The organism is Vibrio profundi (assembly GCF_005281835.1).
Taxonomy (GTDB): Bacteria; Pseudomonadota; Gammaproteobacteria; order Enterobacterales; family Vibrionaceae; genus Vibrio; species Vibrio profundi.
Map to the genome: position 1 here is coordinate 1 of NZ_RZIS01000002.1, position 17438 is coordinate 17438.

The following is a 17438-nucleotide window of genomic DNA, read 5'->3' on the forward strand; positions in this document are numbered from 1 at the left end:
CATTCACACTATCAGGTGACGATCCAGAAGGTATCTTCCCTTCTATCTTGGGTCACGAAGGCGGCGGTATCGTTGAAATGGTTGGCGAAGGCGTAACAAGCGTTGAAGTTGGCGACCACGTTATCCCACTTTACACAGCTGAGTGTGGCGAATGTAAATTCTGTAAGTCGGGCAAAACTAACCTTTGCCAAGCGGTTCGCGAAACGCAAGGTAAAGGCCTAATGCCAGATGGCACGAGCCGTTTCTCTATCAACGGTGAGCCAATCTTCCACTACATGGGTTGTTCGACTTTCTCTGAGTACACGGTACTTCCAGAAATCTCACTAGCGAAAGTAAGCAAAGAAGCCCCTCTTGAAGAAGTTTGTCTTCTAGGTTGTGGCGTAACCACTGGTATGGGTGCGGTACTGAACACAGCTAAAGTTGAAAAAGGCGACACGGTTGCGGTATTCGGCCTAGGTGGTATCGGTCTTTCTGCAATCATCGGTGCTCGTATGGCAGGTGCTAGCCGTATCATCGGTGTTGATATCAACGAGAGCAAATTCGAACTAGCAAAACAGCTTGGCGCGACTGACTGCATCAACCCACAGAAATTCGACAAGCCAATCCAAGACGTGATTGTTGAAATGACAGACGGCGGCGTGGATTACTCATTCGAATGTATCGGTAACGTTAACGTGATGCGTCAAGCTCTTGAGTGCTGTCACAAAGGTTGGGGCGAATCTGTCATCATCGGTGTTGCAGGCGCAGGCCAAGAAATCTCAACTCGTCCATTCCAACTAGTAACAGGTCGTGTATGGCGTGGCAGTGCTTTCGGTGGTGTTAAAGGCCGCTCTGAGCTTCCAGAAATCGTAAACCGTTACATGGCAGGTGAGTTTGGTCTTCAAGAGTTCATCACTCACACTATGAGCCTTGACGAAGTAAACGACGCATTCGACCTAATGCACAAAGGTGAGTCTATCCGTACTGTTCTACACATGGATAAGTAACCGACTCCCAACAAAGTAACACTGGGTTGGTAAGCATTATCAACCTGTTGTCTCCCTCGTGTTCCACTGCCTTTAAACGCGAGGGGGATAACATCTATACTCATTTAGACGCCATTAAATGGAATCACCATTTACGCTGTCGACCTCGCCACGCGAGCATTACATTACTTTGGAGAAATCATGTCTCTTGAAAATATCAGCCAAGCCAAAGTTGCTGGCGGTTGGCACAAACAATATAACCATTACTCTGCGACACTCGATTGCAACATGCGCTTTGCGATTTTCCTACCGCCAAATGCGAGCAAAGAAAACCCAGTTCCGGTTTTGTATTGGCTTTCAGGCCTAACCTGTACTGATGAAAACTTCATGCAGAAAGCGGGCGCATTCAAAGCCGCAGCTGAACTAGGTATCGCGATTGTCGCACCAGACACCAGCCCACGTGGTGACGACGTAGCTGACGACGACAACTACGACATGGGCAAAGGTGCAGGCTTCTATTTAAATGCCACTCAAGCGCCTTGGAATACACATTACCAAATGTATGACTACGTGGTGACTGAACTTCCTGCATTAGTCGAAGCTTACTTCCCTGTAACACCTGTGAAATCAATCTCAGGTCACAGCATGGGCGGACACGGCGCCATCTCTATCGGTGTTAAGAACCAAGACAGCTACCGCTCAATTTCAGCGTTTAGCCCGATCAGTAACCCTATGCAATGCCCTTGGGGACAAAAAGCGTTCAGCCAGTACTTAGGCAGCGATATTGAGTCTTGGAAACAATACGATTCTTCAGAACTATTGAAATCAACACCAACGACATTGCCGATTTTGGTAGACCAAGGTGAAGCCGACAACTTCTTAGTTGAACAGCTAAAACCAGAGCAACTGATTGAAGCCGCTAAAGTTCATGACACTAATTTAGAACTTCGTATGCAGCCGGGTTACGACCACAGCTACTACTTTATTTCGAGCTTCATTGACGATCACATCAAGTTCCACGCGACTTACTTAAACCAGTAATTCGAGACAACCTATAGAGCAGCCCGCGCCTCTTAGGTGCGGGCTTTTTTGTGCCTGAAACTAACCGCTAACCAATAAAAACTTCTGATAATCAAAAATAGATAGGAAACAAAATATGAGCTGGTTCTTTTTACTTATGGGCGTAATGGCCGAAGCGTTATCTCACGTAGCATTGAAAGCCACTGACGGCTTTAGCTTAGATAAACCTATCCCAGCGGCGTTGGTGATCACTGGCCACTTGGCTGCGTTCTTATTTCTTGGCCAAGCAATGAAAGAGCTACCTGTTGGCATTGTACATTCATTATGGGCAGGGTTGGCGATTGTGACGGTCAGCTTAATTTCAACTTTTGTTTATCGCCAACATCTAGATACAACGGTTTGGATCGGCATGTTATTGGTTGCTGCCGGTGTGGTATTGATCAATCTTTCTCAAGGTCATAGCCACTAATCTTAAATACTCGACTCAATATGACTTAAATTGAACGCAGAGCCTCAATCAAGTTCACTCTGCCATTTATTTATCTTTGAGCCATGATTGACTAAAAATATGCCCCGTAAAGAGGATGTTTGATTTAACTCAATCATTCGTTAAACCAGGCCTTTCAAGGCTTACCATGACAAAATCAAACCTGATACCATAGCGACCTCATTATTTATTTATGCAGGTTGCTATGAAAGCAATAAAGTATTTCTTCTTTCTTGTTGTGTTGTTGGGTGGGCTTTTTACCGCGTGGCTTTTCGTCCCTATTCCGTCGGTTTTAGACCAACAAACGTTCGAGCAACCACTCACTGAACCTTTCAAGTTAGTTGCCTATCGCAATAACCCCAACGATGCCAGTCAGCCATTCACTTACCACTACTTTGTCGTTTCTGATGTCAGTGATATTAAAAAAATGGAGCCGTTTCTGATCACAACAGACAAGTTTGCCAAACTGGGTGAGTTTGATGAAAACACTTTTTCCATGAGTGTGAACGGTAAGATTGAGCAATACACCAATGATTTATGGATTGAAAAGTCAGACGGTAAGTTGCAGCACTGGTATGTGAGTATTAGCGCCAATTACGTACGTTAGAGAGTTGGATAAAGTGGACTTCGCCGACAAGGGTCGACTTTGTAGCGCATCGCTCAGTAATAATCATAAGGTTGACCAAAGACATTCAAACCACTAAGACGCTTCTGGCTTGTCCGAAACATCGTCATCGCGAAATTCATCGGCGATTGAACGGAACGTTTGGTCCATCGCACTAAAAATATCGATAAGCACGGGGTCAAAATGCTGGCCCCGCCCCTCCATAATAATTTGTACCGCTTTTTCATGGCTAAACGGCGGTTTGTAGACCCTTCTTGAAATCAGCGCGTCATACACATCAGCAATGGCCATTAGCCTAGCACTCAATGGGATTTCTTCACCTTTTAAACCTTGAGGGTAGCCGCTGCCATCCCACTTCTCGTGATGACAATAAGCAATTTCTTTGGCGTACACTAAGAAGTCATTGCTGTAATTGATCGACTGCTCAACCGTCTCGATTACTTCCCTACCTAGCTGAGCATGCTCTTTCATGACTTCAAACTCTTCTTCGGTCAGTTTGCCAGGTTTTAGCAGCACTTGATCGGGAATCCCCACTTTCCCAATATCGTGCAAAGGTGCCGATTTATACAATGGGGTAACGTGCTCTTCACTGAGTTGCCCTTGGTATAGGTTAAGCCTTATCAGCTCTTCTGCTAATGCTTTGACATACCGCTGGGTTCGGCGGATATGATTACCCGTTTCGTTGTCTCGGGTTTCAGCAAGTGATGCCATGGCACTGATGGTCGCGCCTTGGAAACTTTCAAGTTCATGGGTTCTTAGTTTTACTTTTTCTTCAAGCTGATCGTTTTGTCGCGACAAGGCATTCATCGCTTGCTTGAGCCTTAAATGGTTATTAACTCTTGATAGTAAAATAGGCGGGCTGATCGGTTTTAAGATGTAATCTACGGCTCCCATCGCGAAGCCTTTTTCTTCATCTTCAATCTGAGACTTAGCAGTAAGGAAAATAACAGGAATCGTTTCGGTTACCGGATCGCTTTTCAATCGCTGGCACACTTCATAGCCGTCCATCACCGGCATCATAATATCGAGCAATATGATATCTGGCATATGCTTTGAAGCGGCTTCTATTGCTTGCGTACCGTTCGTGGCAATAAGCACCTGAAAGTGAGGCTTTAGCAAACTATGCAATAAAACCCGATTTTCAGCATTATCATCAACCACTAGCACAACAGCTTTATTCATCTGAGCCTCTCGAACCTCGTTCTCCCTCAATTTTTTCAAGGTCGAATGGGTAGATACTGACGGCTTTCCTTAATGCCGTACTCGCTTGCTCAAAGTCACAATCGTTTATATATCGACAGCAAACCTCAAAATCTTCCGTTGTAAGTATAGTCTTGAGCTGCAAATAATGTTCTTCCAGAAAATCGATCGCTTCTGAATTGAGCTCATGCAACAGAACATAAAGTTGATGAGTCACTGCGACTAATTCTGGGTCCAGTTCTGAATCACGATTACTGCATGGCGGAGGTCGGTTGAGCGCTCTCGCTATGTCTTTGAAAAGTAAATCAATACAGTGTTGTGCTTCGTCTAGCAAACTTTGTTTTTGTTCAATAAATACCACCAAATTCGCACGATCCGCATTGTGTAAAGCACTTTCTAAGCGAGCAGCGATATCAGACAAACGTACCGCACCAAGATTGGCAGACGCCCCTTTTAGGGTATGCGCGTGCAAAGTAGCCAACGCGACATCTTGCTTTTCAAGGGCGATTTGGCAGCGCTCCACCACGTTATATTCACGATCAATGAACTGTGATAATAAGCGTCGATACAAACCTTTATTCCCCGCGACGCGCAGCAAACCATTTTTGTAATCAAGCGACGGAATATCACTTAAGGCCAAGTTCTCTTTTTCGAGATGCTGGCTTGGTTGAATGAGCGAAGCGTCGGTCACACTGAGCAAACTTGGTGTCGGCGAGTCGCTTTCTAATGAAGGAGAATGCTTACCGTGATCTTCCTTTTCCGCAGGGCTACGACCGCTCCATTTCTGGATAGTATTAAACAAATGCTCTGGGTCAATGGGCTTAGATACATGATCGTTCATCCCGAGGCTCAAACAACGTTCACGCTCTTCAACCATGGCATGAGCAGTCATAGCAATTAATGGCGTGTCATTATGTTCAGAGTTATTGCGAATGTTTTTCGATGCTTCATAGCCATCCATTACGGGCATTTGTAGATCCATAAAGATCATGTCGAAGCGCTCGTTTCGCTCAACTGACAGCCTCAAGTGTTCTAAGGCTTCTAAGCCATTATTCGCAACGGTGACGTGCATGCCCTCAGCTTCCATCAACTCCATCGCAATTTGCTGGTTAATTTCATTGTCTTCCGTAAGCAAGACTTTTAGACCATTGAAAATGGTGGCATCCCGCTGTTTCGATTTGGAATGACGGCTAATTTCTTTCCAAGGTTCCGCCGAGAAAAGTTTAACGAGCATATCGAACAAGTAAGATTGCCCAACAGGCTTTGATAAATACCCCGCCACACCAATCGAGTCGTAAGAACCTGCAATTTCCTCTTTGTCGTAAGCAGTCACAATCACAATTTTCGGCTGCGCCTGTTCGCTAATCACACGGCGTATTTTCAAACTGGTTTCAACACCATCCATTTCTGGCATGTTCCAATCCATGAAAACAAGATTGAACGGATCGTCGATCGCGGCGGCGTGCTCTAACTTCTCGATCGCTTGTCTACCACTGCTTGCCAACTCTACCCCTTGAGGCAGTATTTCAAGCATGTCTTGCATGATCATTAGTGCATGTTCGTTATCGTCCACCACCAGCACTTTCAGCTTTCCTAAAGAAGACGGCACTAAGGCATGTGGTAGTTCTGAACTTTCGCCGACTTCCAGCCAAATATTGAAGGTAAAGCAACTGCCTTCACCTAATGAGCTTTCAACTTTTAAATGCCCGCCCATTAACTCAACCAATCGTCGGCTGATCGATAATCCGAGTCCTGTACCACCATATTTTCGAGTGGTACTGCCATCTGCTTGAGTAAAGGCTTTAAACAGGTTCGAGATTTGCTCATTCGACATACCGATTCCGGTATCGACCACAGAAAACTCCAGTTCAATTCGGCTGTCGAGCTGCTGCAACGATTTAACGGTCACTGAAATTTCGCCAGTATCAGTAAACTTCACCGAATTGTTGACCAAGTTAATAATGACTTGGCCTAACCGAAGTGGATCGCCATAGAATTTATCGGCAGTCTTACGCGGTAAACTGAACAGCAGTTCCAACCCTTTCTCAAACGCTTTTTGGCCAGTCACCATAGAAACATTACGCAGCACGTCATCAAGGCTAAACTCGATGTTTTCGATCGATAGCTTACCCGCTTCAATCTTGCTGAAATCAAGAATGTCGTTAATGATGCCAAGTAGCAGCGTGGCAGAAGTATTAATTTTTGACACATAATCGTGCTGTTTTACGCTCAAATCCGTTTTTAGCGCTAAGTGTGACATCCCTATAATGGCGTTCATTGGTGTACGAATCTCATGGCTCATATTGGCCAGAAACATGGACTTCACTTCGACCGCTTCTTCCGCTCTGTCTCTCGCTTCATTGAGTTGGTCTTCTACTAGCTTACGAGACGAAACATCACGGAGGAACATCGCAGCTTGGCAGCGTTCATTAAGCTGGAAAATGGAAATACCCAAATCAATTGGAATAGTTAGATCGCGGCGAGTATAAGTATCAAGTTCGAAAAAGCCCCCCGCCACCAATTGGTGATCTTCAATCATAAGCGGTTTAGAAAATATGGCTTCCAGCTCCGTAGGCAGATCCATTTTCAATAACGAGATGAGATTTTGACCGAGCGCCTCTTCCACAGAGTAGCCGTAAACTTCAACGGCGGTCTTATTCCACAAAAGGATACGCCCGATAGAATCAATAATCGCAACGCTGGAAGGCGCACCATCAATAATGGTACGTGAAAGCTCTTCACTCATTCTTAAATCGTGGGTTCGGCTTTCTATTTCTTTCTCTAAACCGTCACGATGAACCGCCAATTCTAAGTTGCGCTCTTTCAGCTCGGCCATCAGTTCTTCACTGGTTTTTACTTTGATCAGTGAGCAGAGGTTCTCCATCGCTTCAAGAGATAAGCGGGATTGAGTAGGCAGGTTCCACACAAACGAGTCTGAGTAGACATCAAGGTTCAAGCGTAATTTAGACAACAAAGAGACAGCGTCATTGGGCAGGGCAAGTTTGCCCTCAATCGAAACCATATCTTCACTTATCGCGACATGTAATGTTAGATGAGAAGTAAGATCACTAAGTGCGCTAACTAACTCTCCTCCATTCACCATTAAGGCATCTTGCTCGAAAGCGCTGTAACCGAGGCACTGATAAATAGAAGTCAATTTGTGCCTTAAAGACAACATGCTGACTTCATTTCGATACAGATCAAACGACACTCGCTTACTCATCATCGTACCTCACGACAATGACCGTAGAATCGTCGTACTGCTTGCTGAAATTATCAAACAAGTAGTTCGAAAATGATTGCAGCGACTGATATTGCACCGACTCACACTCATGAGCATCGATGTTTTCTTTAATGCCATCAGTCGTAAACAAAAAGACATCGCCACTCACAAACCTCCCCTCGAAACAGCGTAAAGTAGGTAATAACTCACCGACAATTCCCGGCTGAGAATGAAAGGATTGCCATGGCATTCCGCACTTTCTCACTAAGGTATTGCCAACGCCTACTCCTTTAATCTTCTTAGTTTCACCATTGAAATAGACCATGGTGACGGCCGCACCTTGGTACTCCAAAAACTTCTTATGCAGCTTAGTCATTAACCAAAGCAAATCGAACGTTAAATTTCCCTCGATGAAATTTTCCATTTTTCGCGCTAATTTAGCGGCTTTGGAGCCATGCCCGAGGACATCAATAATGACCACCAGCAAATCTTTATCCGATTGCTGAATCACTAAACCATCACCTGATTCGACTTCGCCAAGGTAAGGTTCAATCCGGTGATAATGACTAAAACCCACTGCCTGAATTCCACTTTATCAGTTGAATGGTTGTCCCATGTTCAGGGGAAGATTCTATCGAGAATTCATCCATCATACGTTGTACGCCAGGCAGCCCAAGGCCAAGCGAGCCTTGTGTTGAAAAGTTATCTGACAGCGCTAACTCAATATCCTGAATCCCTTCCCCCTGATCTTTCACTACAACTTGTACGCCCGTTCGCCCACAACTCTCGATAGGCGATAGCTCAACGACCCCACCGTTAGCATATTTCACCGCATTGGTGGCAAGCTCAGATACCGCGGTAGACACTTCACTCATCAAGGTAACGGAAAAACCCAAGTGCTTGGTGTAAATATAAGTACTCATCACCGCCGACATTACATCGGCCTCATTCTTTACAAAAAAACTGTCACAGCTCTGCTTTTGGGTTTGAGGCTCCATACACGCTATCCCATATTCAATCGAGCAAGCGCTGCAATCCGCGCTCTAAATTAGCTTCTGAGTTAATCTCTTCCACATTAAATTCAATATCGAGCAGTCCCATCACGACACCAGGCCTCAGCCCTACAAAGATGCACTTTTTCCCCATGACATTGACCATGTGAGCAATATTGACCAGCTCGGTCATTTCTTCTCGCCCGAAGGTTTTTACGCCCGACATGTCCAACAGCACCCCTTTAACTACGTTGTTCCGAACTTTCCCCAAAAGCTCCGAACGAAAGCTGTTTAGCAAATTCAGAGTGAGATCCACCTGAATAGACACCACTAGGGCGTGCTCAATCTTGTTGATGGCGATTACACTTTGCACTTAAGAACCGCTCGTTAATTCACGTCGTCGACGGGACGAACATTCAAGTCCAGAATTTTAAATGCATTCTCTAGCGCATCGCGTAAGGTCGCATTAGTGCATACTTCACCGACATTGATCCCCAAATGCACCATGGTTTGTGCCAAAGATGGCGATACACCAGAAACCAAACATTCGCAGCCCATCAGCTTGGTCGCTTTGGTGATCTTGATGAAATGATTTGCGACTGCGGTATCGACAACCGCAACTCCAGAAATGTCCATGATCAGAATCTTTGCACGATTCTCGGCGATCTTATTCAGCACTGTGGTCATAATGTCTTGCGCACGTTTTGAATCGATAATACCGACAATAGGCAGCATCAGAATGTCTTCCCAAATCATGGTCACTGGTGTCGACATCGCCATTAGCGCTTCGCTTTGCTCAGCAATACGTTTGTTAATCAAGCGAGAATATGTTTCCACGACTAAGGTGGTATCAAAGTGCAATAGCTTGGTAAAAGCGGTGACGAGCGAGCTGTATTCATCGCTGTATAAACTGCCGTCATACATACGTTTGGTGTAGATCACCATAGAGATATTCATACTGGCAAAATAGCTAGGAAGCGGTAGCCCAATTCTCGCGTGGACTTCCCCAACCTCACGTCGGCTTTGCACATACTGATCATCGACTTTTGCGTTAAAAAACGCTTTCCAGTAACGAGTCTGAGAATCTTTTACCCGATTCAACTTCTGCGCGTCAGAAAAGAACTGCTCATACTCTGGCATAAGTTCAAGCCAGTCATAAAAGTGCCTCACGTATTCATCAAGCCTAGGGATCATGATTTGGCCGAACTTTCGAATAAGGGCTAAGTCTGTTTCGGTTAAATCATGCAGTTTCAACAACGATTCAGTGTCGACAACAGTAAATGTACTTGAATTTAGTGACATTTCTTTCCCCTCTTCAATTGTACTTTCGCTAGATAAGCCAGCATTCCTAGGTGGGATATTTTTGAACGTTAGTCAGGCAGCTATTTGTGCTACTAATAGAATAGTAAATAAACCGATATTCTGAGTAATTATTATTCAACCAATTTCGTTTCAAACTCAGGTCCTTTGGTTGTTCAACCCTCCTAAAATCAACTTTGTCTTTTCAATTCAAACAAGTAACTGAGCGGTCAGGAGCAGCGAAAAAATAGAAGAAAGTTGGAATTGGTCAACTTAATTCACGGGAAGCACATCAAATATATGAAACATGACAAATTTATAAATACCACCAATATCTTTGATTTAGCTCATTAGTAAACAATTCTCATTAAGATAGCCTGAACACTCATTTGAGTTAGAGTGACAAAGCTATGTTTGGAATACTGCTATTACTGCACGTGATTGGCGCGACAATTTGGACAGGTGGACATATTGTGCTTTCTGTTGTTGTGCTTCCAAGAGTACTACGACAACGCTCCCCCGAAGCCTTGCTTGAATTCGAGTCCGTCTACGAAAAAATCGGTATGCCTGCTTTAGTCACTCAAATCATTACGGGCATCATGCTTGCCTTCCATATGATTCCTGATGTGGCGCAATGGACAGAGTTCTCTAATCCCATCACCCATGTGTTATGGCTCAAGTTCTCTCTGCTTTTTATCACTTTTTGTTTTGCGCTCAGCGCTCGGTTTCGAGTGATTCCCAATCTTTCCCCTGAAACATTAAAAACAATGGCATGGCATATTATTCCTGTGACCATATTGTCCGTTTTATTTGTCATTGTGGGTGTGTCATTTCGCACGGGCTGGTTTTACTAACTGGTGATTTTTCTAACTGACGGTTTAACTAGCCAATGGTTCTAGTCGCGGATAGTTTTGCCAACGGAAAGCTCTACTCACGGGTAACGCATCCCCTTTCTCGGTAAAATCTTTGCAAGGCTATAATTAGAAACAGATACATTGTGTTTTCAATCTAGAAGATAGCTGAACCTTGTGTAAGAATGCGGGCTTCGCAAAAGACAGAGAAAAAGTACTAATATGAATTTCCAGGCAGCCATTTTTGATATGGACGGATTGCTCCTCGATACCGAGCGAGTATGTAAGCGCATTTTCCAACAGGCTTGTGAAGCTCAAAACGTGCCATTCCTAGAAGATGTGTATCTTCGCATTATTGGTTGTAACTCAGCAGGTATAGAAAAGATTATCCGCGAAGGATACGGCCCAAGCCTAGATTACCCAGCCCTGCACGTTGAGTGGCGCGATCGCTATAACGCTGTGGTCAAACATCAAGCGATTCCTGTTAAAGAAGGGGTTATAGAGTTACTGGAATGGTTGAAAGCTAATAATGTCCCAACCGCGGTTGCGACCTCAACTCAAAAAGACGTCGCTCAAATAAAACTACGCTTAGCTGGGTTAGATCAGTATTTTGACTCATTAAGTACTGGCTGCGAAGTCAGCCATGGTAAACCTCACCCAGAGATCTACCTATTGGCGGCGAACCGTTTAGGAGTTGAACCAGAAAAATGCCTCGCATTTGAAGATTCAAACAATGGCACGCGCTCAGCGATTGCAGCGAACATGATCACCTTTCAGATCCCCGATTTAGTCGAACCTTGTGACGAAGTGAAAGCCCTCGGCCACACCATTGCTCCGTCACTGACCGATGTGCTTAACAGCCTGAAACAAGCGTAAACAAACACCTATCTCATACTGATAATTACTAACGGTAATTATCAGTATCATTTCTCCCGTATTCGACACAACCCGTACAAAAGCTAACTATACTCAACGCAGGCATCACACTTAGAGAGATCGCCATGTTAGCCAAATTTTTAACGCCAGTTTTAGGGTTGCTGATCTTACTCACCATAATATTAGCGACTTACCTACCCTACATAGAAGAACAGGCTCTGATCAACGCAGCCAAAGCAGACGCAATCACCACCGTCAGTCAGTTCAAGACACTGCGTGGTTACTACACCAAAAATGTCGTCGGCAAAGCCAAAGCGTTCGGAATGAAACCCCATTACCAACATTCTGGTAAAGACAATATCCCGCTACCGGCTACCCTTGTCCATGAGCTTAGTGAAGCCATTTCTACCCAAGGGTTATCGATTAAGCTGTTCAGCGACTTCCCTTTTCCTAACCGAAAATCAAGGCAACTTAGTGTATTCGAACGCACCGCATGGACAGAGCTCAAAGCGAATCCCGAGCAGCCTTTCATTAATATTGAAGAAACCAATCAAGGGCCAATGCTGCACGTGGCGCTCGCCGATACAATGCAAGCACAAGGCTGTGTTGACTGTCATAACTCACACCCAGAGACGCCAAAAAACGATTGGAAATTGGGAGACGTTAGAGGCGTATTAGCCGTCACTAAACCGCTGGCACCCATCTACGCGCAAGCCAATGAAATTCGCTTTAAGATCATCATGGTTACCGTGCTCGGCACATTAACAATTGCGATTGTGTTGTATTACTTATTCAAAAAAATCGTGCTCGAGCGCACTGAAAAACTTAAAAAATCACTCACACAGCTGGCGCAAGGTGAAGGCGACCTAAGCGCTCATTTAGAAGTGGGCGACAGAGATCAAATCGGCGAAGTAGCAGAGCAGTTCAACCTATTTCTCACCAAGTTTAAAGGCATCGTCGAATCCATCATTCACAATGCCAATGACGTTGAACGCTCAATCTCTAATGTCAAAGACACAACCAACGCCATTGCCGATAAAATCAATGTACAAGAGCAGCAAACTCAACAAATCACTTCGGCTGTTCATCAAGTCACGCATAGCATTAAAGACATTTCTAGCGACACTGAGGTTGCAGCCGACAATACCCGTGAAACCGATGAAGAGATCAAACAAAGTAGCGCTGATATGCTTTCCAGCGTCGATGACATTAAACGCTTAGCTGCAAGCATGACTGAAAGTGCCAAAGTCATCGAACAACTGAGTGATCATAGTGATCAAATCGGATCGGTTTTAGACGTCATTAAAAGCATTTCAGAGCAAACTAACTTGCTGGCTCTTAATGCCGCCATTGAAGCCGCACGAGCTGGTGAACAAGGCCGCGGATTTGCGGTGGTGGCCGACGAAGTTCGTGCACTGGCTCATCGCACACAAGAGTCCGTTTCCTCGATTCAAGAAACCGTCGACTCTCTCCAACTTCTGGCGAAACAAGCTGTAGATGGCGTCAATCAAAACATTGAAACTACCTCCCGAGCAGAAGAATGCGTCGACAAAGTGGCCGCAAGGCTTGAGCACTCAAAACAACTTGAAAGTGCGATTGCCGCGTCTATTTCCAGCATCGCTGGCGCAATGGAACAACAAGCTGAAATGTCGACTCAAATGGAATCCAACATTGACGTGCTGCAAGCCTCTTCTGTTGAATCGAATCAAGATTTGCAACGTCTCACCGAGCAACTTGAACATGTCTCTAGCCAAGCGAATCTACTGACTTTGGAGCTAGGGAAATTCAAACTTTGAGTGGTTGGTGCAAAGATAGAGACTCGCTATCAGGTATGGTAATCACCAGATAAAAACAGGGTATGCAGTGTTTCACTGCCTACCCAATTTCAAAGGTGAGCGGCACGATGAATCAATGGTTAAACTGGGCAAAACAACTTCAAGCATTAAGCCAAGCCGGCCATGCCTACTCAAAAGATAAATTCGATTTAGAGCGATTCGATGAAATCGAAAGTATTTCCCATCAAATGCTTGCTGAGTTGAGCAATTCCTCTGTTGAGCGCGTCGCCAACCTTTTTGTTCCTGAATCGGGTTACCCGACACCAAAAGTCGATTTGCGCGCAGGTGTTATCCAAAACCATAAAATTTTGTTAGTCAGAGAGCGAGAAGATAATTGTTGGACTTTGCCCGGCGGTTGGGCAGACGTATGCGAAACGCCATCTCAAGGTGTTGTACGTGAAGTCTTTGAGGAGTCCGGTTATATCGTGAACTCACCTAAACTCGTCGCCGTAAAAGATCGCGACGTTCACCCATACCTCCCTAAGTTTCCTTTTCATATCTATAAGATGTTTTTCCTGTGTACATTAGAATCAGGGGTACCAACAACTAACATCGAAATATCTGACATCGACTTCTTTTCCTTAGATAACTTACCGGATCTTTCGCAGAGTCGAACGCTTCCGCAAGATATCGAGATGATGTTTGAGTACCACGCCCATCCTGATCGCGCAGTCATTATCGACTAACTCGCGGAATCATGATCTGGATTCATGCGAATCAAAGTTGCTCACTATAAAATCACCGAAACGTCTAATAGGATCCGCGACTATGAACCGAACTAACCTTTGCAGCCTTATCGCCGCATTACTGGGGACAATTGGCTTAATTTACCTTGTAGTAGGAGGCTCCAGCTTCCCAATTGACCAATGGCCAACCCAAGCTTTCCAAGACATCGTCTTCAGCTTAGTCATGGGGTTCGGAGTTTCTAAATACATCGCTTACGCATACGCGACGATGATCTTTGTAACGGTTTTCACCGTCAGTTATGCATTAGGGCATAAGTTTTCACAGTGGCTTCCAGCTCAAGAGCAAGGCTAAACAAAGCTTCAACCTGCTTTAAATACATTTACATACAAAACGGGTAGCATATAAGAATCGTTGGTGTGGTAGCATATAACCTATTGATTAATAACAATTCATAGCCATTATGCTTCAGCGATACTTATCACCATTGTTTGTTGGTTTAGCCTGTTCGGCTGGAACCTTTTTCCTGTTTAGAACCATTCAAATGAACCCGTTTCTTGCCCTCATTGGTAAAGACACCATCCAGCCGGATGACCCATTATTCTGGTTTTTGCTCCCGCACGATCTTTTTTTCCTAACACTTTCTTACGGGGCTTGGGTGCTATTAAGTTTAAAAATGGGCTGGTTAAAACGCTTAGATATTACGAGCGCGACTCTGATCCAAATTCCGTCTGCACTTGGGGTCTTATTCGTGCTTGGGCTACCAACCAATTTTGCTTCCGTATATGGCACCGTCACTTCACTTGTCACGGTTTACGCCTGCAGTGCGATTTATCTGCTTATGTGGATGAGAAACCGATATATCACTAAGCGGTGCAGCAAATAACCAGTCAAGCGATTTAGGGTTTTATCCCCCACCTCTTAAAACGAAAAAAGCATGCGATTGGCGCATGCTTTTTCTTGTCGCTGAGCTAGCTTCAGCTACATACATTCTGTCCGGCGGTGCTGATCAATAAAATTGGTTATAACGGCATAATCATTCGCTTTCAGTTTCAAAGAATCAACACGGCTCAATTGTACCGTGTTAGTCGTGTCGTCAAATTTCACGTGACTCAAAGGCACATTGGCTGTCAGCTCACTGTTACACAAACAAAGGAATTTATTGCGAAGTACCACAATAGATTTTGATTCTTCTAAATAAGCGTGATTATTGGTTTTCATCGTAATATCCATATTCTTTTTATTTTTAAATTAGCCTAACTAACGCACTTCTAGACCTAGGGGTCGAATAGAGTATAGACGCTTATATACATTACGTGAGTCGATATAATTTCCGATGAAAAAAAACACATATTTTTAGATTAAGAAAATTGTCAATTGCATATCTATGCTATGTGTGTCTCATCTCTACATACCTAAAAATCCTATCCACATTTAAAGATTGTTGGTCTCTTTTCTATCCCAAATACTATTGTCCTCACCAACACATTTTGAGGCTAGATATGTTAGAGCGGATTGAAAACGTCCTCAGCGTAAATGAGCTAGAGTACAAAGCTTCTGGAAACATCGTTGATATTACACTGGGTGGATGCGCCGCAAAAATAACCATTACCTATGACCAGTACACGAATAGCTATCAATGCAATACTCGAGAAAAACTACTCAGCTTCCATACCACGCTTTTCTTTCTCCTGGGAATGCAATCATTATGGTACGCCAACGGCGCGTTATGGGATCTTATAATGCCCATGAGCTTTTTCTTTACTTCCGCCTTTAGCGCCCTTTCACTGATCATTACTCAAATAAAAATGCTGGATCTAAAAGCACAACTTCGTGAAGTCGGTGTTTACCTCGTGAACAATAAAACCAAATATGAATTGCCTCACTAGCGCTAAAACCCACCCGCCCACGCATCAAAAGCTTCGATCTCGGCCAGCTCTTCTTGCGTTTTAGGGCGCGGATAAAAAGGTAGCCTCAGTAAACTTTTAGACGGCAACAATTTCCAATCAGGTGTCATCCGCAAACGAATTAAATCATCCGCAATGCGAACAAACATAAAGTACCCATTTGCATGAGTGTTTGCGTAGCTGGCTATTGTCGCTACGCTTCCGCATGGCAGTTTCACTTTACGCCCTAAAGGATAAAGTTGGTGTAATGCGAAACTCACCTGTGCATCTTGTAATTTGCCTTGCTTAAATTTTTCTAACCCAATTGCGGTCGAGGTGTTCCGTTGTGTCCAACCAGTAAGAAATAATCCTGTCATCGAATCTTTAAATGGCTTGCCTTTGCGGGTTCCTTCATTAGAAATAAACTGAACCGTCACAGAATCCCCGATTTGCCCCACAACCTCTAAAAATTGTTCACCTGTGCTATCAACCAAGAGTTTCATCATTGCCTTACCGAATAACTAGCCTAATTAAGTTTGCTCACTTTAAAGCACAGATTTAGTCCGCTCTATGTCCTACATCAATCTGTTTTCTATCGGCTTCGCTCATGATTAACAGCTCGATGGCGTAACTATATTTGATTGTCCAACGCTGAGTATTTCGATAAGTTTAATACTCAGGCTAATACTTCATTTAAGAGGTTAATCATGATCAGTTGCAATCAATATGACTACATAGAAATTGTCTGCTTGTACCGCTACCCGATAACTTTGCAGTTAAAGTCAGGTAAACACATTGAATGCCAAGCGCTGGACACTAAACGTAATGATGCTCGTGAAGAATGCATTGAAGTCGTGATTAACGAAGAGAAGCAGTTAATCGTCCTAGACGAGATTGCTGAGCTGAAGGTCAGAGTAGACAACCCACACTTTGATCACGTGTCCTTTGATTAAATCATCCAAATATTGCGGCCCTATTTTAAAGGAAAATCATGCACATCCGATTAATGACACACGCCGATTTAGAAGGTGCCTCACAAGTGCACCGAACCGCTTTCGTGAGGCAGAAACAGTCTTTTGAATGGCTTGAGTGTAACTTAAATGCCGCCCCAAGATTCATCAACATAGTGGCGGAAGAACATGGCGAAATACTTGGCTACATCATTTGGATGCAAAAGAGTGGTTTCCGCCCCGAAGCCGTTTTAGAGTTGGAACAGCTTGCCGTTGCCGAACATGCCCAAGGAAAAGGCATAGGAAAACGTCTGATCACCCAATCACTGCCGATCGTAAAACAGCAACTCGCCAATAATGGCTCGACGCTTAAGCACGTTTTAGTCACCACGCGCGCCGACAACTTCGCTCAGCAGCTCTACAAGCAAACGTTAGACGCTGAAATTGAAACGACGATTTCAAACCTTTATTCCGCCGATGAAGTGCTCATGATTGCCCGTAATGTGGGTGAGCGTATTTGTTAAACAATGCATCGCTCCCTTCTG

At 44.3% G+C, this 17438-nt stretch carries 21 protein-coding genes; 13 read left to right on the forward strand and 8 right to left on the reverse strand.

Annotated features, from left to right (window positions below):
* From ELZ11_RS04885 to ELZ11_RS04900, 4 genes are all read left to right on the forward strand, one after another.
* Positions 1–986, forward strand: a 986-nt coding sequence (locus ELZ11_RS04885) for an S-(hydroxymethyl)glutathione dehydrogenase/class III alcohol dehydrogenase (RefSeq protein WP_137356267.1), incomplete at its 5' end; no start/stop codon positions are given.
* Between the two features lie 180 nt (positions 987–1166).
* Entirely contained in the window at positions 1167–2006 is an 840-nt protein-coding gene (gene fghA, locus ELZ11_RS04890; protein ID WP_137356268.1) for an S-formylglutathione hydrolase, read from the forward strand.
* Between the two features lie 115 nt (positions 2007–2121).
* A complete protein-coding gene (locus ELZ11_RS04895; protein WP_137356269.1) occupies positions 2122–2454 on the forward strand; it encodes a DMT family transporter in 333 nt (110 codons plus the stop codon).
* 223 nt (positions 2455–2677) lie between these two features.
* On the forward strand, positions 2678–3079 hold the full coding sequence (locus tag ELZ11_RS04900) for a hypothetical protein (RefSeq protein WP_137356270.1): 402 nt from the start codon (positions 2678–2680) through the stop codon (positions 3077–3079).
* Positions 3080–3172: 93 nt separating this feature from the next.
* Here the strand turns inward: ELZ11_RS04900 and ELZ11_RS04905 are convergent, their stop codons facing one another.
* From ELZ11_RS04905 to ELZ11_RS04930, 6 genes are read right to left on the reverse strand one after another with little or no spacing between them, the layout of a single operon-like run.
* Entirely contained in the window at positions 3173–4279 is a 1107-nt protein-coding gene (locus ELZ11_RS04905; protein WP_137356271.1) for a response regulator, read from the reverse strand.
* On the reverse strand, positions 4272–7520 hold the full coding sequence (locus ELZ11_RS04910) for a hybrid sensor histidine kinase/response regulator (RefSeq protein WP_137357008.1): 3249 nt from the start codon (positions 7518–7520) through the stop codon (positions 4272–4274). Before ELZ11_RS04910 ends, ELZ11_RS04905 begins: the two co-directional genes overlap by 8 nt.
* Entirely contained in the window at positions 7513–8097 is a 585-nt protein-coding gene (locus tag ELZ11_RS04915; protein WP_137356272.1) for a PP2C family serine/threonine-protein phosphatase, read from the reverse strand. Before ELZ11_RS04915 ends, ELZ11_RS04910 begins: the two co-directional genes overlap by 8 nt.
* Positions 8087–8518, reverse strand: coding sequence for an anti-sigma regulatory factor (locus ELZ11_RS04920; protein WP_137356273.1), 432 nt, complete (start codon positions 8516–8518; stop codon positions 8087–8089). Before ELZ11_RS04920 ends, ELZ11_RS04915 begins: the two co-directional genes overlap by 11 nt.
* Before the next feature lie 16 nt (positions 8519–8534).
* On the reverse strand, positions 8535–8885 hold the full coding sequence (locus ELZ11_RS04925) for an STAS domain-containing protein (protein WP_137356274.1): 351 nt from the start codon (positions 8883–8885) through the stop codon (positions 8535–8537).
* A 14-nt stretch (positions 8886–8899) separates the two neighbouring features.
* A complete protein-coding gene (locus ELZ11_RS04930) occupies positions 8900–9814 on the reverse strand; it encodes a protoglobin domain-containing protein (protein WP_137356275.1) in 915 nt (304 codons plus the stop codon).
* 407 nt (positions 9815–10221) lie between these two features.
* Between ELZ11_RS04930 and ELZ11_RS04935 the strand changes: the two genes are divergently transcribed.
* From ELZ11_RS04935 to ELZ11_RS04960, 6 genes are all read left to right on the forward strand, one after another.
* Positions 10222–10665, forward strand: a complete 444-nt coding sequence (locus tag ELZ11_RS04935) for a CopD family protein (protein ID WP_137356276.1) — start codon at positions 10222–10224, stop codon at positions 10663–10665.
* Positions 10666–10884: 219 nt separating this feature from the next.
* On the forward strand, positions 10885–11538 hold the full coding sequence (locus ELZ11_RS04940) for an HAD family hydrolase (protein ID WP_137356277.1): 654 nt from the start codon (positions 10885–10887) through the stop codon (positions 11536–11538).
* 125 nt (positions 11539–11663) lie between these two features.
* Entirely contained in the window at positions 11664–13334 is a 1671-nt protein-coding gene (locus ELZ11_RS04945) for a methyl-accepting chemotaxis protein (protein WP_137356278.1), read from the forward strand.
* Between the two features lie 107 nt (positions 13335–13441).
* Positions 13442–14059 (forward strand): NUDIX hydrolase, encoded by a 618-nt coding sequence (locus ELZ11_RS04950; RefSeq protein WP_137356279.1) that lies wholly within the window; start codon positions 13442–13444, stop codon positions 14057–14059.
* An 82-nt stretch (positions 14060–14141) separates the two neighbouring features.
* On the forward strand, positions 14142–14411 hold the full coding sequence (locus ELZ11_RS04955; RefSeq protein WP_137356280.1) for a hypothetical protein: 270 nt from the start codon (positions 14142–14144) through the stop codon (positions 14409–14411).
* 190 nt (positions 14412–14601) lie between these two features.
* Positions 14602–14943 carry a hypothetical protein gene (locus ELZ11_RS04960; RefSeq protein ID WP_137356281.1) on the forward strand — a complete coding sequence of 114 codons (342 nt, stop codon included), beginning with the start codon at positions 14602–14604 and terminating at the stop codon, positions 14941–14943.
* A gap of 95 nt (positions 14944–15038) precedes the next feature.
* Here the strand turns inward: ELZ11_RS04960 and ELZ11_RS04965 are convergent, their stop codons facing one another.
* The gene (locus ELZ11_RS04965) at positions 15039–15278 is read right to left on the reverse strand and encodes a hypothetical protein (RefSeq protein WP_137356282.1); all 240 of its coding nucleotides are present in this window, start codon (positions 15276–15278) and stop codon (positions 15039–15041) included.
* A gap of 281 nt (positions 15279–15559) precedes the next feature.
* Between ELZ11_RS04965 and ELZ11_RS04970 the strand changes: the two genes are divergently transcribed.
* Positions 15560–15946 (forward strand): hypothetical protein, encoded by a 387-nt coding sequence (locus tag ELZ11_RS04970; protein WP_137356283.1) that lies wholly within the window; start codon positions 15560–15562, stop codon positions 15944–15946.
* A gap of 2 nt (positions 15947–15948) precedes the next feature.
* Here the strand turns inward: ELZ11_RS04970 and ELZ11_RS04975 are convergent, their stop codons facing one another.
* Positions 15949–16446, reverse strand: a complete 498-nt coding sequence (locus ELZ11_RS04975; protein ID WP_137357009.1) for a hypothetical protein — start codon at positions 16444–16446, stop codon at positions 15949–15951.
* Between the two features lie 204 nt (positions 16447–16650).
* Here ELZ11_RS04975 and ELZ11_RS04980 point away from each other — a divergent pair, with 204 nt between their 5' ends.
* On the forward strand, positions 16651–16896 hold the full coding sequence (locus ELZ11_RS04980) for a Rho-binding antiterminator (RefSeq protein ID WP_137356284.1): 246 nt from the start codon (positions 16651–16653) through the stop codon (positions 16894–16896).
* Positions 16897–16949: 53 nt separating this feature from the next.
* Positions 16950–17417, forward strand: coding sequence for a GNAT family N-acetyltransferase (locus ELZ11_RS04985; RefSeq protein WP_137357010.1), 468 nt, complete (start codon positions 16950–16952; stop codon positions 17415–17417).
* Positions 17418–17438: the final 21 nt, after the last annotated feature.